The sequence below is a fragment of the Bacillus sp. FSL M7-0307 genome, from assembly GCF_038627835.1.
In the GTDB taxonomy this organism is placed as follows: domain Bacteria; phylum Bacillota; class Bacilli; order Bacillales; family Bacillaceae; genus Bacillus; species Bacillus altitudinis.
In genome coordinates this window covers 1,502,851-1,527,589 of the sequence record NZ_CP152023.1, presented here as the reverse complement: position 1 = coordinate 1,527,589, position 24,739 = coordinate 1,502,851, and the positions used below count along the sequence as shown (strand labels likewise).

Sequence of the window (24,739 nt, the reverse complement as noted above, 5' to 3'; positions counted from 1 at the left end):
TGCCACCTTTTACTTTTGTTTTGAGCGATACATGACGAAATCGCCTGAGAAGACAACTTCCTCACCTACATAGCTGTTTACTTCAACTACGGTTCTGCCTTTTTCTTTATCATGTGAGGCAACTTTGGCTTTTGAGACGACTCTTTCGCCTTGTTTGACCTGCCTTGTAAACTTAATATTTGCTTTTGCTGTCAAAGCCAGTTCATCGTCGATGACGGCTACTGCCAGCGAATTTGCCTGGGCAAAAAGATGATGTCCCCTGGCAATTTGGTTACGGCTGAATACATGCTCTTTTCTCACTTCAAAAATGGAAATCGCTTGATCATCAAGCTCTACATCAATCATTTCTCCAATGACTTCATCCAGCGGAAGAGACTTCACTTCATCCTCTAATGTCTTTTCGGCCACGTGCTTAATTCGTTCGCGTAATTCAGGGATTGACAGCTCCAAACGGTCAAGTCGAACTGTTTGAATGCTTACACCGAATTTACTTGCCAATTCTTCATCAGTAATGAACGGAGTCGAGCTGATCGTTTGCTGGAGAAGCTTTTGTCGTTCTTTTTTATTTAGTTTCATATGCAGACACCATCCGTACATTTATGACTAGGTACTAATAGTAGTATATAATCTCATAGATGATAAATCAATCCTTGTTTCAAAAAGACAAGAAAATTCCTCCAGCACTTGATTAGCTCAATTTATCTCCGCCAAGCACACCGCTGTCTACGAGTGTTTGCCTAAGTTCTTTGTATTCAGGGTCTGTCCAAAAGGCTTCAGACTGCACGAGCTCTGCCGCATCTTTTCTAGCGGTTTCAAGCGCTCTATAGTCATGAACCATATCTGCCACTTTAAATTCAGGCATTCCGCTTTGTTTCTTGCCAAAGAAGTCGCCAGGGCCTCTTAGTTCTAAGTCCTTTTCAGACAGTTCAAAGCCATCCGTTGTTTCAGACATGATCCGCATGCGCTCTTTACCGGTCTCTGATTTAGGGTCCGCCATTAAAATACAAAAAGATTGATGCTCTCCGCGTCCGACCCGGCCTCTTAACTGATGAAGCTGTGACAGTCCAAAGCGGTCCGCATCATAAATGACCATGATGGTCGCATTCGGCACGTTGACTCCAACTTCAACAACTGTCGTTGACACAAGGATTTGCACTTCATTGGAAGTGAAATCTCTCATCACTTGATCTTTTTCATCACTGGCGAGTTTCCCGTGCATTAAGCCGATCGACCATTTTCCGCGATACGCCTCTGTCAGCATGCTGTGAACATCAATCGCATTTTGGACATCCAGTTTGTCTGATTCTTCTATAAGTGGACAAATAATATACGCTTGTCTGCCTTTTCTTAGCTCTTTATCAACAAAAGCAAGAATCCGCTCAAGCATGTCATGCTTCACCCAATACGTTTCAATCTGCTTTCGGCCGGCTGGCAGCTCATCAATGACTGAGACGTCCATTTCTCCAAATACTGTGATGGCAAGCGTTCTTGGAATCGGTGTTGCGGTCATAAACAAAACATCTGGGTCCTGCCCTTTGCTTCGTAGTTTTTTCCGCTGTTCCACGCCGAACCTGTGCTGTTCATCTGTAATAACAAGACCAAGCTGCTGAAATTCCACTTCGTCCTGGATAAGGGCATGTGTGCCGACTAAAATATCAATATCTCCCTCTTTCAGACGTTCAAGCAGTTCTCTGCGGCGCTTTCCTTTCACTGAACTCGTCAAAAGAGCAATATTTAGCCCCCATTTTTCAAATAGCTGATACAGTGAATCGGCATGCTGTTCTGCCAAAATTTCAGTTGGCACCATCAGCGCACCTTGAAAGCCGGATAAATGAGCGGCATAAAGAGCAATTGCCGCAACAGCTGTTTTCCCCGATCCAACATCCCCTTGAAGAAGCCGGTTCATGCGGTACGGGGACGCCATATCTGCCATAATTTCATCAAGCACTCTTGATTGTGCTTTTGTCAGCGGGAACGGCAGGCTATGTACAAACTCAAAGACCGCCTCTTTTGAGAATGGATGCTGGATGCCTGATGTTTTTTCTCGTTCTTTTTTTCTGATCGCCTGCATCTTCAGCTGAAAGATGAGAAATTCCTCGTACACGAATCGTCGTCTTGCTTGCTTGAGCGAGTCTCTCGTTTCAGGGAGATGAATGGTTTTTAGTGCTTCTTGATAAGACATGAGTTTATAAGCAGCCACAAGCTGCTTTGGCAGTGGATCTTCTGCATGGTCTACATAGAGGGACAACGCTTGTTTCACAAAACGCCTCATCATTTTCACGGTTACATTTTCTTTGACCGAATAAACTGGTTCTATGCTGCCATCTTGTTCGTGTGTTCCTTTTTTAAATTCCTGCACCATAATGGATTGCCGGTTTTTATCCCACTTGCCTGTGACGGATACTGTATCGCCTAAAGCAAGACTTCGTTTTAAATAGGGGCGATTGAAGCATATGGCTGTAATCAAAAAACGACCGACAAGCAGCCTGAATGTCAGCCTGCTTCGTTTTTTTCCATAATAGGTGAGAACGGGCTCACTGTGCACTTTTCCTTCAACTGTGACACGTTCGTCATGTCTGACTTCTTCTAAGTTGCGAAGCTCATAGTCGTCATATCGATAAGGAAAGTAGCCGAGTAAATCGGCTACTGTGTAGATTCCAAGTTCATTTAGTGTTTTTTCTGTTTCTTCTCCAATCCCTTTGAGGGCAGAGATCTTATCTTGCAGTTTCTGTATCACGAGATGAGGTCACACCTCCGAAAATCTTCTTTTCAAGCTCCCTTGCTGTCGGTGTTGCAGCTAGTCCGCCTTGTGCGGTCTCACGAAGAGCGGTTGGCATCGTTTGACCAATTTTGTACATCGCATCAATGACTTCATCGCAAGGGATGCGGCTTGTAATGCCGGCAAGTGCCATATCTGCTGCAATCATCGCATTAGAAGCGCCCATTGCGTTTCGTTTCACACATGGCACTTCCACAAGTCCTGCGACTGGATCGCAAACAAGACCCAGCATATTTTTTAGGGTGATGGCCATGGCTTCAGCGGATTGCTGCGGCGTACCGCCTGCCATTTCTACAATGGCTGCTGCTGCCATACCTGATGCAGATCCTACTTCTGCCTGACAGCCGCCTGCTGCACCAGAGATACTTGCGTTATTGGCGACAACAAAACCAAATGCACCAGATGTAAATAGGAATCTGACCATCTGTTCCTTTGTTGGCTTTAATGTTTCTTTCACCGCAAAGAGCGTTCCTGGCACAACACCTGCTGAGCCAGCTGTAGGCGTTGCACAGATCGTTCCCATTGCTGCATTTACTTCATTTGTTGCCACTGCCTTACTGACAGCATCTAAAATGGTATGACCAGACAATGTCTTGCCTGATGCGATATATGCTTGAAGTTTCACCGCATCTCCGCCTGTTAAACCAGATAATGATTTCACACCTTTCAGTCCGTTTTCAACGGCCTGTTCCATCACTTCTAGGTTGCGGTACATCTGCGAGAAAATGTCTTCCCGTGATTTCCCTGTCACTTCCATTTCTTGAGTAATCATAATGTCTGAAATGGAGGTATTCCGTTCTTCTGTTAGCTGCACGAGTTCTTTGACGTTTTTAAACATCATACATAACCTCCTTGTTGTTACTCTGCAATTTGTGTGACTTGAATAATGTTTGGCAGCGTCTCAAGCTCTGTTAAAACCGCTGGGTCAATATTCTGATCCACTTCAATCGTCATGAGTGCTTCTTGCCCGACCTCTTTACGTGCCACTTCCATATGACCAATATTGATGGCAAATTTCGCTAACACATTGGCAACTGCTGCAATCGTCCCGTAACGGTCGTTATGAACCACAAGAATGGCCGGGTGATTCCCTGAGAGTCTCAGTTCAAAGCCATTTAATTCTGTGATTTCAATTTTACCTCCGCCAATGGAAATCCCGATTAATTCAAGGCTTCCATTCGCATCTGAAATTTCTACTTTTGCTGTATTTGGATGCGCTGGTACCGCATCTTCTTCTTTAAACTCAATGTCGATTTCTTTGCTTTTTGCAATATCAATCGCTGTTTTAATTCGTTCATCAAATGTATCAAAGTCAAGAACACCGCCGATAATGGCTACATCTGTCCCGTGTCCTTTATACGTATCTTTAAAAGAGCCATAAAACGATACAGTAATTCGTTTCGGTTCTCTTCCGAACAAGCTGCGAGCCACTCTTCCAATACGAGCCGCACCCGCCGTGTGCGAACTTGATGGACCAATCATGACGGGTCCAATAATATCAAACACACTTCTAAATTTCATAGGTCTTCCCCTCTCATCACCAATCTCAGATTGGTTTGTTACTCCCTTTAGACTAATGGATTCATTCGATTCCCGCAACTCATTTCACGAATGAACACATAGTAAAAAAATGCAAAAGAAGAAGAAGGGCTTCATGTGCCCTTCTTTCTTTATTCAACAGCCAAAATATATGAATAAAGCGGCTGTTTTCCATCGTGGACTTCAACTTCTACATCTTCAAATGTTTCTTCAATATATGCTTCTAAAGCTTCCATCTCATCAGATGATGCATCTTCCCCTTTGATGATTGTGACAATCTCATCATCTTCTGTCACCATTTGGGTCAAAAGCTCTTTTGCTGCATCTAATTGATTTTTAGCTGTTAAGGTGATTTTTCCATTGTATAGGCCCATATAATCGCCTTTGGCAATGTCGATCCCATCAATTTGGGTATCTCTCACTGCAAAGGTAATTTGGCCGCTTTTCACATGATCAATCGCTTCTAACATCGCTGCTTCATTGTCTTCATTTGAAGCTGCTTCATTTAGAGAAAGAAGTGCCGACATTCCTTGAGGAACGGTCTTTGTCGGAATAACAACGACCTCACGACTTGAGACAGTTGCCGCCTGTTTAGCTGCCATGACAATATTAGAATTATTAGGTAAGATAAAGACGGTTTCGGCATGAATGCTATCAATTGCTTTGACAATGTCTTCTGTGCTCGGATTCATCGTCTGCCCACCTTCAATGACGACGGATGCTCCGATACTTTTAAACAAGTCAGCAATCCCTTCTCCCATTGCGACACTCACTACTCCAAAGCGCTGTTTTTCAGCAGCTGTTGCTTTTGGTGCAGCAGGCGAGTGATCTTTTTCTTCATTGACGATCGAGCTATGCTGCTCTCTCATGTTTTCAATTTTCATATTGATCAAGCTGCCGTAGCGCTGTGCATATGATAAGACATCTCCCGGCTGCTCTGCATGAATATGAACTTTTGCAAGCGTATCATCAGATACCACAAGAAGTGAATCTCCGAATTCGCTTAATTCTTCTCTGAAGGCATTTTCGTCAAAGGACTGTTTGTCTTCTTCAAATTTCACCATAAATTCTGTACAGTAGCCAAATTCAATATCTTCTGTGTTCATATGACTTTGTGCACTTTTATGATGCTCTGCACTCACTAATTCTTTTAATGTTGGCAAAGAGGCCGTTTTAGGAGGAAGCTCTTCTCCTCTTAAGGAAGCAAGAAAACCTTCATATACACAAAGAAGCCCTTTACCGCCGCTATCTACAACGCCGACTTCTTTTAAAACAGGAAGGAGATCTGGCGTTCGGTCAAGTGATGCTCTTGCTTCCTCAATCGTTAATTCTAGCACACGATCGATTTGGTCTTCTGTTGCTGAAACAGCAACCGCTTTCTTTGCTGCGTCTTTTGCAACCGTTAAGATGGTTCCTTCAATCGGTTTCATGACGGCTTTATATGCTGTATCAACACCGGCCTGCAAGGCAAGCGCAAATTCTTTTGCGTCAATTGTTTCTTTTTGTTCTATATTTTTGCTGAAACCTCTGAAGAGCTGAGACAGGATCACACCTGAGTTTCCTCTTGCCCCCATTAAGAGCCCTTTCGACAGAGCCACCCCGACCTTACCAATGTGATCGGTATTTGTTTCTTCAACTGCTTTTGCCCCTGAAGTCATTGACAAATTCATATTTGTCCCCGTGTCTCCGTCTGGCACTGGAAAAACATTTAACGCATCAACAATTTGTGCGTTTTGAGAAAGATGGTGAGCACCTGCAAGAATCATTTTTGCAAATGAACGGCCACCCAGATTTCTAATAGACAATATATTTCCTCCTTACTACGGGTTCGTAACTTTTACTCCTTGTACATAAATGTTGACTGAGTCAACTGAAAGTCCAATCGTGTGATGAATCGTATATTTGACTTTCGTTTGAACATTATGTGCGACTTCTGATATTTTTGTACCGTAGCTGACGATGATGTACATATCAATATGAATGCGATCTTCTTTTTGACGCACAAGAACACCCCGGCTGAAGTTCTCTTTGCGGAGAATATCCGTCAAGCCGTCCTTTATTTGATTTTTGGACGCCATGCCAACAATACCATAGCAATCGATCGCAGCGCCTCCTGCCACCATTGCAATGACTTCATTTGATATATCAATTTGTCCGTATTTCGTTCTAAGTTCAATGGACACATTGGTTCCCCCTTTTTGAGAAATTGCCCTGAGTTATCACTATTTTACTATAAGACCCTTCTTTTTAAAAGAAATCATTCAATCCGACCCAATCCTACTTATACTATAGCCTTGATTTTTTATCAAGATGTCAAGGTATTTTTCTTGAAAGAGGAGTAAACAATCCTTGCAAACCCCTTGAAGCTGTGGTAAATTATTAAAGTATCTTGAGGCATCTCTAAGTACGTATATGAAGAATATGATGATGTTTTCGCAGTTAGGAGGGAAACAAATGGCACGTAAATGCGTTATTACAGGCAGAAAAACAAAAGCTGGGAACAACCGTTCTCACGCAATGAACTCTACAAAACGTACATGGGGCGCGAACCTTCAAAAAGTTCGTATTCTAGTGGACGGTAAGCCTAAAAGAGTATATGTATCAGCTCGAGCTTTGAAATCTGGTAAAGTTGAGCGTGTATAAGCAAGAGTAAACGCCTGCTACATTTAACTGTAGCAGGCGTTTTTATGTGGAAATAAAGGAGAATACTCATTAATCTTTCTTAAATGAACCAAGCATCGCACGGACAATGCCGCCAAGAAATCTAGGCAGTTTGATTGTATAAAATTTCATTTTGTCCCCCTCCTAAAAGTACCGCTTGCAGCACAATTGAGCTTAATCAGCCATCCACATTGATAGGTTGGTCAATCTTTGCTTCTTACCATTATTAATATGCCTTCATGAAAAGAAAAAGTACCATTTGAGTGGATGAGTTCGTTACTAATACATAGTGTGGAACCAGGCTCAATATGACAATTTTTCAGAGGATATTTGAAACCTTTTAATGTCAGCTTTTCAACCGATGTACCGAAGGGCAAAAACGACACATATTTTTTATCCGGGTCTTGTTTGATTTCGTATGTACCAGGTCCAAACATTTGAATGATATTTTGTTTGTCTACAAGGGTCATGCTCTGTTTGTGCTGAATGCCTTTATAAAGGAGATGGATATTCCCAAGAAAATGATCTGCTCTTCCGCCTGTGATGCCGTAAATTTGAATATGTGCTGGATTCTGACGCAAAGACCAGTTCAGCGCAAGTTCTAAATCCGTTTCATCTTTCTCTGCCTGAAATAGATTGAGTGCAGGCAATTTCTTTTTCAGTTCATGAAGCTCCTCTTCTGTCACACTATCAAAATCACCAAATGCTCTGTCAGGTACAATGCCATGCTCTAGTAAGAAAAGGGTTCCCCGATCTACGCCGACCCAGAGAATGTCCTCCTCAGATGCTTCATGATCAAGCGGCGGGATGTATGCAAAAGGACCGCCGGCTACGATATGTATGTGCATGATTACGCTCCTCTCCATTGAAAAAGAACCAAAGATCACAATGACTTTGGTTCTTTTTCTTATGCTTCTCGAATGGCCTGAATGGCCGCCGCGCGGTCGTCTTTCCCATATACCGCTGAGCCGGCAACCAGTAGATTAGCGCCTGCTTCTTTGCAGCTCTTTGCTGTCTCTACATTGACACCGCCATCTATTTCAATGAGTAAATCGGTTAAGCCCTTTTGTTCACTAAGTGTCTTTACTTCTTTTACCTTTGAGAGAACAGAAGGAATAAACGCCTGTCCGCCAAAACCAGGGTTCACCGTCATGAATAAGACTAGGTCAACATCCTCTAATACATGCGCGATTTGAGAAACGGGTGTGTGCGGGTTTAAAACGACCCCTGCTTTGACACCTTGTTCTTTTATATGCTGAATCGTGCGATGTAAGTGTGGACACGCCTCGACATGAACAGAAATAATATCAGCGCCCGCTTTTGCAAATGCAGGGATATACTGGTCTGGCTGCTCAATCATTAAGTGAACATCGAGCGGCAGCTTTGTATGCGGCCTGATCGCCTCCACTACATTTGGTCCAAATGTCATATTCGGCACAAAATGACCGTCCATCACATCAATATGAATATAATCCGCTCCACCTTGTTCCACATCACGGATATCTTTCTCCAGATTGGCAAAATCGGCTGATAAAATGGATGGGGCAATATAAACCATGATTTAGTACCTCGGCTTTCTGTCTTTAATTTCAGTTAAAAACTCTAAATAATGCTGATAGCGATACTCTCTGATGCGATCGTGTTCTACTGCCTCTTTTACCGCACATCCAGGCTCTTTTACGTGCAAACAGCCTCTAAATTTACATTCTGCACTCTTCTCTCTGATTTCTAAGAAATAGAGCCCTAAATCTTCCGCTTCGATGCCTGTAAATTCAAGCGAGCTAAATCCTGGTGTATCGGCAATGAGCCCTTCAGCCGTTCGAATGAGTTCCACATGTCTTGTTGTATGTTTCCCCCTGCCAAGATGGGAGGAAATATCATTTGTTTTCAGTGCTAAATCAGGACTCATCGCATTTAATAGAGAAGACTTCCCTACACCTGATTGACCTGCAAATACAGTAATCTTGTGATGGAAATGCGGGGTCAGTTTTTCAATTCCATCCCCTTCGATCGTCGATGTTAAATGAACGTCGTATCCAATTTGGCGATAGTCTTCTGCATAGGCTTGAATCGTTTCTCGCTCTTGCTCTGTTTTCAGCAAGTCCATTTTTGTGATGCAGATAATCGGTTCAATCTGGCTCTCTTCAACAAGCACTAGGAATCTGTCTAAAAGCGATGTACTAAAAGTCGGCTCTGCTGCTGAGAAAACGAGCACCGCTTGATCAACGTTGCTAATAGGCGGCCGAATCAGCTCATTTGTCCGCTCTTTTACTTCCAGCAAATAGCCTTCCTTATCGTTATCTGCTTGATAGACGACATAATCTCCAACAAGAGGGGTTATTTTGTTTTTACGAAAGATCCCTCTCGCTCTACACTGAATTACTTTGCCACTTTCTAGAGACTCATCTAGCACATAATAAAATCCGCTTAATGCTTTAATAATTTTGCCCTCAGGCATAAAGTCCCTCCTTTATTCATCATCAGGGTATTCAATCGTTTTGGAGCTCACTACTTTATCATCCACTGTCACCTGATAGTATCCTTTTTGACCAGGTTCTATCTTAAATTTAATCGTTCGCTCAGTGGGCGCAGTGATTTTAAAGGTTTCATATAAATCAGAAATGCTATGTTCTGCGTCATCAATAGATATTTGAACATTCATTTCTTGTCCTTCTGATTCTGGTTCATACGGGATCGCAATCTTTTCAGTCACCGTTTTGGCCGGTTTCTCTTTTGGTCCAAGAGAGAACGTAATTTTAACCGTATCACCAGGTTTAACAGCTGTCCCCGCTCCCGGTTCCTGCTTCATGACCTCACCTTTCGGCACATCGTCAGAATATGCTTCTTTTTCATCTAGCTTTAGTCCATTATCCTCTAGATAATTTGATGCGGCCTGTTTACTATACGTCGTTAAATCCCGTAAGGTAATATCGGCAGGGCCTATACTGACGGTCAATGTGACTTCTTCATCTGCTGCGACAAGTTCTGTATTCGCGGAAGGTTTCTGTTCCATGACAATGCCTGATTCTGTGTCATTATCATTCACTTCCTCTACAACAACCTGTTTAAACCCTTTTTTCTCTAATAGTTCTTTTGCTTTCTCGACCTTTTCACCTGTTACATCAGGTAATTCGGTTTTTTCTTTACCTGTACTTTGATAAAGCTGAATTTCTGTCCCTTCTTTTACCTTAGTTCCGATTTTCGGGTCTGTTTTGACAACCAGCCCTTTTTCAATCTTCTCGTCGGCAATATCAATGGGTTCAGAAGCGACGGTAAATCCGGCTTTCTTCAAGGTGTCTTCCGCTTTTTCAACCGTCATGCCAGAAACATCGGTCACCTCTACATCCTTTGGAAAGAGTAATCCTGGGAATACCGTGATCGCTAAAATGGTCGCAGCCGTCAAAACAAATAAGATCGACGCTACAATCCACGGCCATTTTTTCCGTTTTTTCTTCGGCTTTTGTTTCTCTTTTTTCTTTGGTTTTTGAACCGGGTGGACGGCTGTTTTTTCATTGTCTTGATCGACTTGATGATCTTTTATAATAGGAATGGCTTTTGTTGCTTCATGATCTTCTTCAATGACAAAGCGCTTTTCTTTTAGTCTTGCAGGGTCAAAAGCCGTTTTTAAGTCTTTTTGCATTTCAGATGCATCTTCGTATCGATAGAATGGATCTTTAGCCATCGCTTTTAAAATGATGTTCTCCACGCTTTGTGGTACAGAAGGATTCCACCTTCTCACAGATGGCGGCTCTGATTGCAAATGCTTCAGTGCGACACTGACAGCGGATTCTCCTTCAAATGGCATGCGTCCTGAAATCAGCTCATAAAGAACAATACCAAGTGAATAAATGTCTGACTTTTTAGTTGCAAGACCGCCGCGCGCTTGCTCTGGGGACAAATAATGCACGGAGCCAAGAACAGAATTCGTATGGGTAATGGTCGCTGAGCTAAGTGCCATGGCAATGCCAAAATCAGTGACTTTGATATTCCCCAAGTTGTCTATTAATATATTGTGAGGCTTAATATCTCTATGGACGAGCTGTTTCGCATGGGCTTCTTCCATCGCCGCAACGACTTGCTCCATGATGCGAACGGCTTCTTTTGGATGAAGTGGTCCATTGGCGTGTATGTATTCCTTCAGCGTCATCCCCTCGACATATTCCATGACAATATAATAAATGTCATCTTCTTCCCCTACATCGTAGATACTGACAATATTCGGATGATCTAAGCTGGCTGCTGATTGCGCTTCTCGCCGGAACCGTCTAATAAAATCATCATCGCTTGCAAAGTCAAACCGTAAAATTTTAATCGCCACTTCGCGATCTAAAATCATATCCTCCGCCAAATAAACGTTGGCCATTCCGCCTCCGCCTATGGCGCGAAGAATTTGATAACGGCCGCTGATCCTTTTTCCGATCAACACTTGCTGTCACCCTCCTCTGTTTGGGAGGAGATTTCTAACAGTACTGCTGTAATGTTATCTTCACCGCCGTTGTCATTCGCTGTTTGAACTAACTCTGTTACTTTTTCATCTGGTGCGGTTGTTTGCGATAAAATCTGAATCAAATGCTCTTCTTCTACTTTATTCGATAACCCGTCTGAGCAAAGCAAAATTTGATCTCCTGGATCCACTTCAAAAGTTCGTGCATCAATTTGAACGTGTTTATCCGTTCCTAACGCTTTGGTCAGCACATTTTTTCTTGGATGATATTCTGCATCCGCTTTTGAAATCTCTCCTGTTTTCACTAACTCATTCACTAGTGAGTGATCATCTGTTAATTGGGTCAGTGCTCCTTCTCTTAGCAAGTAGCAGCGGCTGTCACCAATATGGGCAATTGTGACCGTTTGCAAATGAACGAGCGCACATACGATGGTCGTCCCCATTCCTTGGCACTCCTCATTGTTTTTCGCATGTTCGTATACTTGGTCATTAATGTCGCTAATTTTTGAGATTAACCAATTCTCTTGATCGGCTGGTTTATTTGGAATTGAAGATGTTTCCTGCCAGTATTCTTTTAAAGAAGAAACTGCCATCTTGCTGGCTACATCACCAGCAAGATGACCTCCCATTCCATCTGCTACAACAGCTAGAAGTGTGTCTTCTTTTGCTTCAAAAATACCTGCATCATCTTCATTATGCTGACGGACTTTTCCTGTATCGGTTTGAAAGGCTGCCCTTATCAACATTCGTCACCTCGTCTCTTCCTGACGCTCCTTCGCTCTTAGCTGACCGCAAGCAGCATCAATATCATGGCCTTGCTCTCGTCTAATCGTTACGTTTACGCCTCGTTCTTTCAGCGTTTTTTCAAATAGGAAGATTTGTTCTCTTGGTGTTCTCACGTAATCTCTTTCTGGTACATAGTTCACCGGGATGAGGTTTACATGGCATTTGATTCCTTTTAATAAATCAGCAAGTTCTTCTGCGTGATGGACTTGATCATTGACTCCGCCAAACAGACCGTATTCAAAGCTCACGCGTCTGCCTGTTTTTTGAATGTAGTATTCAATAGCTTCCATTAATTTTGGCAGCTTGTATGCCTTATTGATTGGCATGAGGCGGCTTCGAATGTCAGTATTTGGTGCGTGCAGGGAGACAGCAAAGTTGATTTGCATTTGCTCATCAGCAAATTGATAAATCTTTGGAATGATCCCGCTCGTCGAAACCGTAATATGACGTGCTCCAATATTTAAGCCGTTATCATGGTTAATGATTTTAAGGAATGCAAGCATTTCATCAAAGTTATCAAACGGTTCGCCAATTCCCATGATGACAACTGAGCTGACGCGTTCATCTGTTTCATCAAGCGCCTGTTGTACTTTCAATACTTGGGCCACAATTTCTCCCGCCTCAAGGTTACGTTTCAAACCGCCAAGTGTAGATGCACAGAATGTACAACCAATTCGACAGCCAACCTGTGTTGTGACGCAGACAGAGTTGCCGTATTCGTGGCGCATCAGCACGGTTTCAATGGTATAGCCATCGTGTAATTCAAATAAGAACTTGATCGTTCCATCTTGAGATGTTTGTTTGATCACTGTTTTTAAAGTCGTGATGGCGAATTGATCTTTTAATTTTTCTCTTAATTCCTTTGAAAGGTTAGACATTTCATCAAAGGATGTGACGCGTTTTTCATAAAGCCACTCAAAAATTTGTGTTGCACGGAAAGGCTTTTCGCCTTGTTCCTTTAACCATTCTTTGATTTCGTTTAGCTCAAATGAGTAGATCGACGGCATATCTGTTTTCAGTTCTTTTCTTACTTTTTGTTTTTGTTCTGTCATTTTTTATCCCTTCTTTCTCATGCTGCAAATAAAGAAACCATCTGTTCCGAAATAATGAGGAAGAATTTGTACACTTCCGTTTTGAACAAACGGAGCAACCTGCTCAGGCAGCCGTTCATTAAGAGATAGATCGGGTTCGAAGTCTTGGTGTTCTTGTAAAAACGCATGAATCACTTGTTGATTTTCTGTTGGATCCATTGTACATGTACTGTATACAAGGGTTCCGCCTGGCTTTAGCAGCTGGGCTGCTTCATGCAAGATCGATTGCTGAATTGTCGCAAGTCTTGCTGAGTCTTCCGAGGACTTTGTATATTTCATATCTGGTTTTCGTCTGATGACGCCAAAACCTGAACATGGTGCATCAATGAGAATACGGTCAAACGAAGCATCATCATAATGGTCGGATGCTTTTCTTGCATCAAGCGCTTTTGCCTCAATATGCGTTAAGTTCAGACGCTTTGCTGCCTGTTTAATCAGTTTTACTTTGTGCTCATGTAAATCAAGAGACACAATGTTCCCCTCATCGTTCATTCGCTCTGCGATATGTGTTGATTTACCACCAGGAGCGGCACAGGCATCAAGCACCATTTCTCCCGGCTGAGGGTCCAGCGCTCTTGCGACAAGCATGGAGCTTTCATCTTGGATCGTGACAAAGCCCTCTTGAAAGAAAGGAGTGGATACGATAGATCCTTTCATGAGCTTGAGTGCATCCTCAGATAAGTCGCCGAGCTCTGTTTCAATTCCTGCATCCATGAGTTCTTGCTGCAGTGCAGTGCGGTCTTTTTTCATTCGATTGACACGCAATGTCTGCTTTGGCGGGACTAAATGAATACGGCACATGCTTTCTGCTGCTTCAAAACCGTACGCCTCCACCCATTCTTGTACGAGCCACAATGGATGGCTTGTCTCTATCGAAAGCCTTTTTACCGGATCTTTGATCGCATCAAATGCTGGCACGCCTTCTCTTTGCACAGAACGAAGAACGCCGTTGACTAGTGAAGAAATGCCTTTATGTCCGCGCTTTTTCGTTAGTTCCACTGCTTCATGGATGGCTGCACGATCTGGAATTTTTTCAAGATAAACCATCTGATAAAGAGACATACGCAAAAGCTGCATGACCCACGGAGCCACCTTTTGCGGTTTTTTCACAAAGGGTGTGAGCATATAATCAAGTGCCAGCTTGTTTTGCAGTGTACCGTATACAAGTTCTGTTAATAGCGGTTTGTCTTGATCGGAAAGTTCTTTCTCTTTCATCACTGACTGCAAAAGCAAGTTACTGTAGGCTTGATTTTGTTCGAGTTTGATTAAAGCGTCTAGCGCTACTTCTCTCACATTACTTTTCTTCATTGATTAGCCCTAATTTCTGTCCAATTTCGATATTTGCGCCTCTTAAGAAGTCTTCACCGCTCATTTTTTTCTTTCCAGCGGGCTGTACACTCGTTAATAAAAGGCCTTGCTGATTTCCTGTTCCAACGACTGGTCCTTCTTTTTGAAGCTCGATCACTTTCCCAGGTTCTTCTGGTGCTTGAAGCGGGACTTTTTTCGCTTCCCATACTTTTAAGTTAGCACCGTTCCATTCAGTATAGGCAACTGGCCATGGATTTAAGCCGCGAACTTGGTTGTAAAGCTCTTCTCCTGGTTTTGTCCAGTCTAACCTTTCCTGCTCCCGCTTAATATTTGGTGCATATGTTGCTGCCTCTTCATTTTGCGGGATTGGCGAGATGGACCTGCTTAACACATTTGGAACGGTGTCTTTTAATAAGGCCGCACCAGCCACACTTAATTTATCGTGCAGTGTTCCGACGTTGTCTAATTCATCAATTTCTACTTCTACTTTGCTAATCATGTCACCTGCATCAAGCTTTTCCACCATATACATGATCGTCACGCCTGTTTTCTTTTTGCCTTGCAGGATCGCATAATGGATCGGTGCACCGCCTCTTAGTTCTGGCAGCAGTGAGGCATGAACGTTGATACAGCCAAATTCAGGTTCATCAAGTAATTTTTTTGGCAAAATTTGTCCGAACGCTGCTGTTACGATCAAATCTGGCTTTAACGCAAGCACTTTATCAATTTCTTCATCAAGACGTACCTTTTCAGGCTGTAAAACTGGAATGCCGTGTTTTAAGGCTTCTACTTTTACAGGAGGCGGTGTCAGCACTCGTTTTCTGCCTTTCGGGCGATCTGGCTGCGTGACGACCCCGACCACTTCGTATCCTTCTGTTATAAGTGTTTGCAGCACAGGTACTGAGAAATCAGGGGTTCCCATAAATACGATACGTGCCATTTTCTTCACCCTTCCATTTCCGCAAGTTCTTTTTCTGTATAGGTTTGAATGATCTTCGACGTGAATAATACGCCGTCTAAGTGATCAATTTCATGCAATAAAGCTCTTGCTAAAAATCCTTCTGCTTCTATTGTAAATGGTTTGCCTTTCTTATCAAAGGCTTTCACCTTCACATAATTTGGTCTTTCAACCGTTCCGTACAAAGATGGAAAGCTCAGGCAGCCTTCAATGTCTGTCTGGCTCCCTTCCACTTCAAGAATCTCAGGATTTACTAAGTCAATCCTCCCAGAATCTTCTCCGATATCGACCACGGCGATTCTTTTTGAGATGCCGATTTGTGGTGCGGCTAGGCCGACTCCATCTAGTTCAAGCATTGTATCATACATATCATCCAGCAGTTTTTTCAGTTTTTTATCGAATGTATCAACAAGCTCTGTTTGTTGTTCAAGCACGTCTGCAGGATGTAAGACTATCGGTTTGATTGCCACGAAAAGACCTCCGTTTTACATCATCATATATGGATTCATATCGATTGATATCATCAACTGTTTTTGTTCCATTTCTTTTTGATAATGATCTTGTATTTTCCGTAATAAACTTGCCAGTTCATTTTCCCTTTTGTATTTTATCACGCATTGATATCGATATCTATCTTTGATCTTAGCGATCGGAGAAGCAGCAGGACCGAGAATCCTTGTATTCGGTGCACAATTCATTTTCAGGAACTGAACAATTTTGTCTGTGACATGCGCTGCCTTTGTCACTTCTTCATGTGATACAGTCACCATCGCCAAAAAATAAAATGGCGGATAGGACTGATGACGACGGTGCAACATCTCCTGCTCATAAAAGGCTTCATAATCATGCTGTTTGGTTAATTCAATACTATAATGCGAAGGTGTATATGATTGAATAATGACTGACCCCGCTTTTTCATGACGTCCCGCCCGTCCGCTTACTTGTGTAAGAAGCTGAAACGTTTTTTCACTTGAACGAAAATCAGGGATGTGAAGAGACGTATCCGCACTAAGGACACCGACAAGTGTAACATCTGGGAAGTCTAATCCTTTTGCAATCATTTGCGTCCCAAGCAGAATGTCCGCTTCTTTATTACCAAAGGACGTGAGAAGCTTTTCGTGCGCGCCTTTCCGAGAGGTTGTATCTACATCCATTCGGATGACCCTTGCTTCTGGCAATACCTTCGTCAGCTCTTCTTCCACACGCTGCGTGCCTGTACCAAAATAGCGAATATGCTCACTATGGCATTCTGGACATTCTGCAGGTACAGGAGCTTCGTGACCGCAGTAATGGCACTTCAGCCGTTTTTGAAAGCGGTGATAAGTGAGAGAAATCTCACAATGTGGACATTGTTCCACATATCCGCAATCACGGCACATCACAAAGGATGAATAGCCTCTTTTATTTAGAAATAAAACCGCCTGTTCTTTCCTTTCAAGTACTTCTTTTAACCTGAGCATTAATTCTTCTGAGAACATGGAGCGGTTGCCGTTTCTTAATTCTTCTCTCATATCAATTAACGAAACGTGCGGCAGCTGCTGCTGATTGACGCGCCGTTTGAGCGTCAGCAGTGTATACACACCCTTTTTCGCACGCGCATATGACTCAAGTGAAGGCGTTGCACTGCCTAATACAACCGGACATTGGTGCCGTCCTGCTCGTTCAATGGCCACATCTTTCGCATGATACCGAGGCATTTCTTCTTGTTTATATGACGATTCGTGTTCTTCATCTATAATGATCATTCCTAGATTCTCAAACGGGGCAAAAACAGCCGATCTTGCGCCAACGACAAGCTTGACTTCCTTGCGGTGGATTTTCCGCCATTCATCGTATTTTTCCCCAGTCGATAAGCCGCTATGAAGGACAGCCACATTGGACCCGAAGCGCTCTTTAAAACGCTGGACCATTTGAGGCGTTAATGAAATTTCAGGAACTAGGACGATCGCTTCTTTTCCCTTTTGGAGGACATGATCAATCGTCTGTAAATAAATTTCGGTTTTACCGCTTCCTGTGACCCCGTGCAGTAAAAACGTTTCATGTTTGTCATCGCTCACTGCTTGATGAATGGGTTTTGCCGCTTCTGCTTGCTCTGTTGTGAGATCAAGAGGAGTAGATGGTGTAAACTCCCTATCCCGATAAGGATCTCGATAAATCTCTTCATAGCTTTCTGTTAACAGACCTTCTTGAATCAAGGCTTTTATCGTTTGAGAACTAGCACCTATTTGCTGCTGTAAATCTTTTGCTAAAAACGTCGTTTCATTCGATTGAAGTAAAAAAGCAAGCAGCGCCTTCTGTTTCACCGCATTTTTCTTTAACTGTTCCTGCTTTTCTTCAAGTTTTTCTTTTGAAACAGCTGTCTGAAGTGTCCGCACCTTTTTCTTTCCGGATTTTTGCGAGACGTGATATCTGACTTCTAGATGGCCTTTTTGGACATGCTTTTGAATAGGCTTCAGCTGTTCAGGCGGAATGTCAGCGTAAAGGATGCTCTCTTGCTGACCGAAAAGCTCTTTCAATGACTGCGGAAGTTCCTCAGCTGATAACACCTGAATTTCTTTTTCATATTTGGCTTTCATCGCTGCCGGAAGCATCGATTGAAGCGCCGTAATATGATAGGACAATGTTTTTTCCGTCAGCCAGTGGGAAAGCTCCAATAGCTCATCTGTCAGAACAGGAGATAAATCAAATAAATCGACAATGTCCTTGATGTTTCCTGACTGTACGTCTGTTTCTTCTTTGATTTTTGTCACAAACCCTTGAATCTTCCTTGGGCCAAAAGGAACTACTACCCTCATACCAGCCTTGACAAGGCCTTTAAAGCGGTCTGGCACACGATAGTCAAATGGCCTGTCAATGGCTTTCGTTGTGACATCGACGATCACTTCAGCAATCATGCTCGATCACGCTCTTTTGGCAGCAGCTGCTTTGCCTCCTGTAAGATTTCAAAGGCAAGGTCTTTTTTGCTCATCATTGGCAGCTCTTTTTTTGTTCCGTCTGCTTTAATCAATGCTGCGACATTCGTATCTGTGCCAAAGCCTGCGCCCTCTGCTGCAACATTGTTCGCGACAATCATATCTAAATGCTTGGATTCGATTTTCTTTTTCGCATAGTATTCTACATCCTGCGTCTCAGCCGCAAAGCCGACTAGCACCTGATGTTCTTTTCTTTTCCCAAGCTCTTTTAAAATATCTTTCGTCCGCTTAAATTCAACCGCTAGTGCACCGTCTTGTTTTTTCATTTTATGAGAATACGTCGTGACAGGCGTATAATCGGCAACAGCTGCTGATTTAATCACTATATCCGCTGTCTCGTATACATCTAACGCTGCTTGATACATCTCCTCAGCCGATTCCACTTGCACCACATCCACATGCTCAGGCGCAGTCAACGAAACAGGTCCTGAAATGAGCGTGACATCAGCCCCCATTTGCTCAGCAGCTTCTGCAATGGCATAGCCCATTTTCCCAGAAGATCGATTTGAAAGAAAACGAACAGGGTCGATCACTTCTCGTGTAGGGCCAGCTGTGACCACGACTTTTTTACCTGAAAGCGGCAAGCTGGTTGACTCATCAAAAAACGCACGAATGTGTTCAACAATTTTTTCAGGCTCCTCTAAGCGTCCTTTTCCAATGTAGCCGCATGCTAAATAGCCTTCACTTGGCTCTATAAACCGGTAGCCGTCTTCATATAAAGTGCGGATGTTCCGCTTGACAGCTGGATGGTCATACATGTGCACATTCATAGCCGGTGCAACCCATACAGGAGCTGTTGAAGCAAGCAAGGTCGTTGTGAGCATATCATCAGCAAGTCCTGCGGCCATTTTACCAATGGTATGTGCTGTTGCAGGGGCAACAAGAATGAGATCGGCCCAGTCAGCTACATCAATATGCGCAATGACTTTTGGATTGTTTTCTTTAAATGTATCCACATACACCTCATGCCGAGATAGGGCTTGAAAGGTGAGCGGAGACACAAACTCCCGGGCAGATTCTGTCATAATCACTCTTACGTTTGCGCCTGCCTGTACGAGTTTACTAGTGAGTGCAGCTGCTTTATATACGGCGATTCCTCCGCTGACGCCGAGCAAAATATTTTTTGACTGTAACATTTGTTTGTCCCCCTTAACGGCCTTTTTCACAAATTCGTCTACAATTCAAAAAAGTCAAAACCAATCATAGTTTTGACTTTTTTGAACGTATCGTATCTGCATGGCAGAAGCGATGTTATTCTTGCTCTTCTTTTTCAAATGTCAAAAGACCAGCATCGATTTCTTCAAGAGCTTTCCCTACAAATTTGTAGGATTTTGTGTTTTCGATTTGTTGATCTTGATGGATTTGCATTTCACGTGCACGGCGTGCAGACACTGTGACAAGTGTATATTTTGAGTCAAGTTTGTTCATCAATGAGTCAATTGAAGGATCTAACATGGTTTATTCTACCCCCAGCATTTTTTTATATCTTGGTGCGACTCTGTCTCTTCGCAGGTGCTCTGCAAGGACGATCGCTTTAATTCTTTCACATGCAAGCTCGACATCGTCGTTTTCAACGACATAGTCATAAGCATCCATCATTTCAATTTCTTCTTTTGCAGCAGCCATTCGGTTACGGATGAGATCCTCAGATTCTGTCCCGCGTGTAATAATGCGGTTTTGAAGTTCTGAAAGACTTGGCGGTGCAAGGAAAATAAAGAGACCTTCCGGGAATGCTTCTCTTACTTGAAGTGCACCTTGCACTTCGATTTCAAGGAAAACATCTTTTCCTTCGCTCAATGTTTGTTCTACATAGTCAACAGGCGTGCCGTAGTAATTCCCGACATATTCTGCCCATTCTAACAGCTTTTTGTTTTCAATCATATGTTCAAATTCTTCCCTGGTTTTAAAGAAATAATCAACACCATTTCTTTCACCTTCACGCGGTTTGCGGGTTGTCACAGAAATAGAGTATTCAAATTTCGTATCTTCCTGGGAGAAAATGGCTTGTCTGACCGTTCCTTTTCCAACTCCCGAAGGTCCAGAGAGAACGATTAAAAGTCCTCTTTCTTTCATAATGGCGTATTACCCCTGCCCTTCATCTATGATTTCTTCTTTTACAGAAAGTCTTTGCGCGACAGTCTCAGGCTGAACGGCAGATAAGATGACATGGTCACTGTCCATAATGACAACAGCACGGGTTCTTCTTCCGTATGTCGCATCAATGAGCATGCCTCGATCTCTTGCGTCTTGTATCATTCGTTTAATCGGTGCTGATTCCGGACTGACGATCGAAATCATCCGATTCGCTGAAATGATGTTTCCAAATCCGATATTGATCAACTTTATGGTCATCTTCTAACGTCCCCCTGTAATATAAACGTCTCTAGTCTCGCCGAAAGAGACGCACTGTAAACAGCATACACAATGACTATTCTATATTTTGCACTTGTTCTTTTATTTTTTCAATAGCGCTTTTCATTTCAACCACGAGCTTTGTTAAATGGTGATGGTTTGCTTTTGATCCAATCGTGTTCACTTCACGGTTGAGCTCCTGTACAAGAAAGTCAAGCTTTCGTCCGGCAGCGCCGCCTTGCGTCAAAATTTGCTGGAACTGCTGAAAATGACTTTTCAGCCTGGTAATCTCTTCTGTAATGTCACAGCGATCCGCAAAGATGGCCGCCTCTGTGATCAGCCTGCTCTCTTCAAGCGCCTCTCCGATCCATTCTTGCAATCTTTGATTCAATCGTTCTTTGTACTGACTCACAACCTCTGGTGCAAACACTTTGATTTCTTCTGTAAATGCCTCGAGTTCAGACAGCCTGAGTTCACAGTCTTTTTGAAGTGATGTTCCCTCCTGCTCTCTCATAAAGCAAAGCTCCTTGACAGCTTCTTCACAAGTGTCTATCAGCAAATGCTCCAGCTGCTCATTTCGGCTGACTGACTCTTCCACCTGAACAGCCTGTTCCAGCTTCAGTAAGTCATGTGCATGCTGAATACCTGAAATATGATAGCGGTCCTCAAGGTCTTTTGCGGCTTTCATATATTCATCAAGCAGCGGCCAGTCAATCTGTAAAGACCGGCTTGCAAGTTTACCGCCTTCAATCGTAACAAACAGCTCAATTCGACCGCGCTGCACGTGACGAAGAATGATTTTTTTTAATGTATCTTCGAAATATAAAAGCGGCCTCGGCAAACGGGCATGAACCTCTTTAAAACGGTGATTGACCGATTTTAGCTCAACTGACACTGTCAGTTCACCATCCGTTTTACTCGCTTGGCCGAATCCCGTCATACTGCGTATCATGTGAAAACACCCAATTCTTTCATATTAATAAAATGAAAAAGGTAATAGCAGACACTATTACCTCAAAATTATACCATAACCAATTATTTTTTTCTTGTCAAAAGTGATCCTGCCAGTAAAAAAGTTGGCAATGCAGACATACCGATGATCAGAAGCCAATCGACTGGTGCGACTGCCACCGTTTTGAAAATCGGCTGAAGCGGCGGATAATAAATGACCACAAGCATCAGCAGCAGGGAAGACACAACGGCGCCGATTAAGTACATATTCCCGAATGGATTGCGTTCAAAAATAGACCGTTCACTGCGGCAGTCAAACACATGAATGAGCTGCGCCAAAACGAGTGTGCTGAATGCAACCGTCTGCGCATATTGAAGATTGTTCGGATCACGGTGATACACAAACATAAAGGCTAACAAAGTGGCAATCCCGATCAGAAACCCTCTTGATACGACCTTCCAGCCAAGCCCTCTTGCAAAAATCCCCTCTTTCATGTTCCGCGGCTTTCTCTTCATGACATCGCCTTCTGGTTTATCCATTCCAAGTGCCATAGCCGGCAAGCCGTCTGTGACAAGGTTTACCCACAAAATTTGAATTGGAACGAGAGGCAATGGAAGCGCAAGAAGCATCGCAAACAGCATGACCAAAATCTCTCCCACATTCGATGCCAGCAAATAGCGGACAAATTTGCGAATGTTTTCATAAATATTCCGGCCCTCTTTAATAGCGGATTTAATGGTCGCAAAGTTGTCATCAAGCAAAATAAGAGAAGAAGCTTCTTTGGCAACGTCTGTTCCGGTAATCCCCATGGATATGCCGATATCCGCCTGTTTAATCGCTGGCGCATCATTCACCCCATCACCTGTCATCGCGACAATATGGCCATTTTTTTGATAGGCCTTCACAATTCTCAGTTTATGCTCAGGTGATACACGGGCAAAGACGTACACATCTTCTGCTGTTTGCTCCAGCTCTTTGTCGCTTAGCTGATCCAGAGCTTTTCCATCAAGCACCTTTCCTTGCTTCGGTAAGAGACTTAAATCTTTAGCGATCGCTTTAGCCGTTTCTACGTGATCGCCTGTAATCATCACTGTTTTAATGCCAGCATCCCGGCATTCTTTAATCGCTCGTCTCACTTCAGGACGAGGTGGATCAATCATGCCCTCTAGACCGATAAATGTGAGGCCAGTTTCCGCCTGCTGAACAGAGGTGATTTTTTCTGTCAGGCTTACTTTTTTATATGCAATCGCAATGGTTCTAAGCGCTTGTCTTGCTAAACCTTGAATGGCAGCTTCTGTTTCTTGCCGGTGGGCCTTTGAAAATGAGGCGGTGCGTCCGCCGTGCATCATATGACTTGAACGGTTCATCAGCACATCTGGCGCCCCTTTGGCAATGACATACCGCTCCTTCTGATTCGTTTCCACGACGACTGACATCATTTTTCTTTCAGAGTCAAAAGGGAATTCCTCCACCACACGAAATCCCGCTTCGATGAATTGCTCTGTAAAACCCGCTTTACGCGCAGCGGTTAGAAGTGCTCCTTCTGTCGGATCGCCATCAAGTCTCATCTCTCCGTCTTTTTCAACGATGGTCGATGTATTACAAAGTGCTCCGTATAATAGCACCTTTTGCAGGCTTGGATGTTTGTCTACGTGGACAAGTTCTCCGTTTAAGGTAAAATCACCTGACGGCTCGTACCCAGTGCCAGAAATATTCCACGTTTTCCCCTCTGCCCATACATGTGTCACTGTCATTTTATTTTGTGTCATTGTGCCTGTTTTATCTGAGCAAATAATCGAGGCGCAGCCGAGTGTTTCCACGGCCGGCAGCTTTCTGACAATGGATTTTTGTTTAATCATCCGCTGCACACCTAGGGAAAGTGCGACAGTGACGATCGCCGGCAGTCCTTCTGGAATCGCAGCAACAGCGAGAGATACACCCGCTAAGAACATATGATACAAATCATGACCTTGCACCACACCAAGAACAACCACAAGCACAGTTAAAAATAATGCAGCAACAATTAAAATTTTCCCCAGCTGCTCAAGGCGTCTTTGTAGCGGTGTTTCCATATTACCTGCTGAATCCAGCATACCGGCAATTTGTCCCATCGCCGTATTCATCCCTGTACCAATGACAACCCCTACACCGCTTCCTCTTGTGACAAGCGTTCCCATAAAGGCCATGTTCGTCAAATCTCCAAGCGAGACATGATCTTGCGAGAGCGGACTCGCATGTTTGACTGCTGGGATGGACTCTCCGGTGAGGGCAGATTCTTCGATTTCCAAACTCTTTGTTTCTAGTAATCTGATATCTGCCCCAATTCGATCCCCACTTGAAAACTTCACAATATCTCCCGGCACGAGGTGCTTGGACGGGATCTTGACCCATTCATTGTTTCTCCTTGCATAGACATGCGGCGTTGATAATTCCTTTAGTGCTTGGAGGGACTTTTCCGCACGGCGTTCCTGATAAAAGCCAAGCACACCATTTATTAGCACAATCGCCACAATCGCCACAGCATCAATGTATTCACCTAAAAAGGCAGAAATAATCGTTGCCGCAAGCAGGATTAACACCATAAAGTCTTTAAATTGCGCTAAAAAAATAACGAACGCCGACGCCTTTTTCCCTTCCTGCAATTCATTTGGCCCATGTTTTTCAAGCCGCTTTTGCACATCTTTTTCTGACAGTCCGTCACCTATCGATGTATTCATTGTTTTTAATAAATCGGTTTGGTTCAGTTCATGCCAATTCATTTGACCTCGTCCACTCCTCTTTTGTTCTCTCTCTTATGCAGTGTTCTATAAGCCAGTTTATTCAGACTCGTCCTAAATCATGCTATAATAATAAGACTGCCTAAAGAACGAGAAAACGTAAGGTTCTTTCAGTAGATT

At 43.3% G+C, this 24,739-nt stretch carries 24 protein-coding genes; 1 reads left to right on the top strand and 23 read right to left on the bottom strand.

Annotated features, from left to right (window positions below; all coding sequences use genetic code 11):
- Positions 1–9: 9 nt before the first annotated feature.
- The 6 genes from fapR to MHI41_RS07745 all read right to left on the bottom strand — a co-directional run bounded on the left by fapR (position 10) and on the right by MHI41_RS07745 (position 6,501).
- On the bottom strand, positions 10–576 hold the full coding sequence (fapR, locus tag MHI41_RS07770; protein WP_017359102.1) for a transcription factor FapR: 567 nt from the start codon (positions 574–576) through the stop codon (positions 10–12).
- A 112-nt stretch (positions 577–688) separates the two neighbouring features.
- A complete protein-coding gene (recG, locus tag MHI41_RS07765; protein WP_017367231.1) occupies positions 689–2,737 on the bottom strand; it encodes an ATP-dependent DNA helicase RecG in 2,049 nt (682 codons plus the stop codon).
- Positions 2,715–3,617 carry an L-serine ammonia-lyase, iron-sulfur-dependent, subunit alpha gene (gene sdaAA / locus MHI41_RS07760; RefSeq protein ID WP_026050092.1) on the bottom strand — a complete coding sequence of 301 codons (903 nt, stop codon included), beginning with the start codon at positions 3,615–3,617 and terminating at the stop codon, positions 2,715–2,717. The genes recG and sdaAA overlap by 23 nt, the downstream gene beginning before the upstream one ends.
- A gap of 20 nt (positions 3,618–3,637) precedes the next feature.
- Positions 3,638–4,300 (bottom strand): L-serine ammonia-lyase, iron-sulfur-dependent subunit beta, encoded by a 663-nt coding sequence (gene sdaAB / locus MHI41_RS07755; protein ID WP_017367229.1) that lies wholly within the window; start codon positions 4,298–4,300, stop codon positions 3,638–3,640.
- 149 nt (positions 4,301–4,449) lie between these two features.
- Positions 4,450–6,123 carry a DAK2 domain-containing protein gene (locus MHI41_RS07750; protein ID WP_017367228.1) on the bottom strand — a complete coding sequence of 558 codons (1,674 nt, stop codon included), beginning with the start codon at positions 6,121–6,123 and terminating at the stop codon, positions 4,450–4,452.
- Between the two features lie 15 nt (positions 6,124–6,138).
- Positions 6,139–6,501 (bottom strand): Asp23/Gls24 family envelope stress response protein, encoded by a 363-nt coding sequence (locus MHI41_RS07745; protein WP_008344871.1) that lies wholly within the window; start codon positions 6,499–6,501, stop codon positions 6,139–6,141.
- 271 nt (positions 6,502–6,772) lie between these two features.
- Here MHI41_RS07745 and rpmB point away from each other — a divergent pair, with 271 nt between their 5' ends.
- Positions 6,773–6,961: a 50S ribosomal protein L28 gene (gene rpmB, locus MHI41_RS07740; RefSeq protein ID WP_003212514.1), complete on the top strand. Its 189-nt coding sequence runs from the start codon at positions 6,773–6,775 to the stop codon at positions 6,959–6,961.
- Positions 6,962–7,030: 69 nt separating this feature from the next.
- On the opposite strand, the gene spoVM is transcribed toward rpmB, so the two are convergent.
- The 17 genes from spoVM to MHI41_RS07655 form a co-directional block, all read right to left on the bottom strand.
- Positions 7,031–7,111 (bottom strand): stage V sporulation protein SpoVM, encoded by an 81-nt coding sequence (spoVM, locus tag MHI41_RS07735; protein ID WP_008354550.1) that lies wholly within the window; start codon positions 7,109–7,111, stop codon positions 7,031–7,033.
- Between the two features lie 71 nt (positions 7,112–7,182).
- Positions 7,183–7,827 carry a thiamine diphosphokinase gene (locus MHI41_RS07730; RefSeq protein ID WP_017367227.1) on the bottom strand — a complete coding sequence of 215 codons (645 nt, stop codon included), beginning with the start codon at positions 7,825–7,827 and terminating at the stop codon, positions 7,183–7,185.
- 59 nt (positions 7,828–7,886) lie between these two features.
- Positions 7,887–8,537: a ribulose-phosphate 3-epimerase gene (gene rpe / locus MHI41_RS07725; protein ID WP_017367226.1), complete on the bottom strand. Its 651-nt coding sequence runs from the start codon at positions 8,535–8,537 to the stop codon at positions 7,887–7,889.
- 3 nt (positions 8,538–8,540) lie between these two features.
- Positions 8,541–9,437: a ribosome small subunit-dependent GTPase A gene (gene rsgA, locus MHI41_RS07720; protein ID WP_017367225.1), complete on the bottom strand. Its 897-nt coding sequence runs from the start codon at positions 9,435–9,437 to the stop codon at positions 8,541–8,543.
- Between the two features lie 12 nt (positions 9,438–9,449).
- The gene (gene pknB / locus MHI41_RS07715; RefSeq protein WP_113747339.1) at positions 9,450–11,405 is read right to left on the bottom strand and encodes a Stk1 family PASTA domain-containing Ser/Thr kinase; all 1,956 of its coding nucleotides are present in this window, start codon (positions 11,403–11,405) and stop codon (positions 9,450–9,452) included.
- Positions 11,399–12,169, bottom strand: coding sequence for a Stp1/IreP family PP2C-type Ser/Thr phosphatase (locus MHI41_RS07710; RefSeq protein WP_034647887.1), 771 nt, complete (start codon positions 12,167–12,169; stop codon positions 11,399–11,401). The genes pknB and MHI41_RS07710 overlap by 7 nt, the downstream gene beginning before the upstream one ends.
- Positions 12,170–12,172: 3 nt before the next feature.
- Complete coding sequence (gene rlmN / locus MHI41_RS07705; protein ID WP_017367222.1) at positions 12,173–13,261, bottom strand: 23S rRNA (adenine(2503)-C(2))-methyltransferase RlmN; 1,089 nt, start codon at positions 13,259–13,261, stop codon at positions 12,173–12,175.
- Positions 13,262–13,264: 3 nt separating this feature from the next.
- Positions 13,265–14,608, bottom strand: coding sequence for a 16S rRNA (cytosine(967)-C(5))-methyltransferase RsmB (rsmB, locus tag MHI41_RS07700; protein WP_113747338.1), 1,344 nt, complete (start codon positions 14,606–14,608; stop codon positions 13,265–13,267).
- Positions 14,595–15,548 carry a methionyl-tRNA formyltransferase gene (gene fmt / locus MHI41_RS07695; RefSeq protein WP_342494685.1) on the bottom strand — a complete coding sequence of 318 codons (954 nt, stop codon included), beginning with the start codon at positions 15,546–15,548 and terminating at the stop codon, positions 14,595–14,597. Before fmt ends, rsmB begins: the two co-directional genes overlap by 14 nt.
- A 5-nt stretch (positions 15,549–15,553) precedes the next feature.
- The gene (gene def, locus MHI41_RS07690) at positions 15,554–16,036 is read right to left on the bottom strand and encodes a peptide deformylase (RefSeq protein ID WP_017359337.1); all 483 of its coding nucleotides are present in this window, start codon (positions 16,034–16,036) and stop codon (positions 15,554–15,556) included.
- A gap of 15 nt (positions 16,037–16,051) precedes the next feature.
- Positions 16,052–18,460: a primosomal protein N' gene (gene priA / locus MHI41_RS07685; protein WP_342494684.1), complete on the bottom strand. Its 2,409-nt coding sequence runs from the start codon at positions 18,458–18,460 to the stop codon at positions 16,052–16,054.
- Positions 18,457–19,674: a bifunctional phosphopantothenoylcysteine decarboxylase/phosphopantothenate--cysteine ligase CoaBC gene (gene coaBC / locus MHI41_RS07680; RefSeq protein WP_342494683.1), complete on the bottom strand. Its 1,218-nt coding sequence runs from the start codon at positions 19,672–19,674 to the stop codon at positions 18,457–18,459. The genes priA and coaBC overlap by 4 nt, the downstream gene beginning before the upstream one ends.
- A gap of 115 nt (positions 19,675–19,789) precedes the next feature.
- Positions 19,790–19,993, bottom strand: coding sequence for a DNA-directed RNA polymerase subunit omega (gene rpoZ / locus MHI41_RS07675; protein ID WP_008344896.1), 204 nt, complete (start codon positions 19,991–19,993; stop codon positions 19,790–19,792).
- 3 nt (positions 19,994–19,996) lie between these two features.
- The gene (gmk, locus tag MHI41_RS07670) at positions 19,997–20,611 is read right to left on the bottom strand and encodes a guanylate kinase (protein WP_007499680.1); all 615 of its coding nucleotides are present in this window, start codon (positions 20,609–20,611) and stop codon (positions 19,997–19,999) included.
- A gap of 9 nt (positions 20,612–20,620) precedes the next feature.
- Positions 20,621–20,890, bottom strand: a complete 270-nt coding sequence (remA, locus tag MHI41_RS07665; RefSeq protein WP_008344898.1) for an extracellular matrix/biofilm regulator RemA — start codon at positions 20,888–20,890, stop codon at positions 20,621–20,623.
- 76 nt (positions 20,891–20,966) lie between these two features.
- A complete protein-coding gene (locus tag MHI41_RS07660; RefSeq protein ID WP_017359340.1) occupies positions 20,967–21,842 on the bottom strand; it encodes a YicC/YloC family endoribonuclease in 876 nt (291 codons plus the stop codon).
- 83 nt (positions 21,843–21,925) lie between these two features.
- On the bottom strand, positions 21,926–24,601 hold the full coding sequence (locus MHI41_RS07655) for a calcium-translocating P-type ATPase, SERCA-type (protein ID WP_342494682.1): 2,676 nt from the start codon (positions 24,599–24,601) through the stop codon (positions 21,926–21,928).
- Between the last annotated feature and the right edge of the window lie 138 nt (positions 24,602–24,739).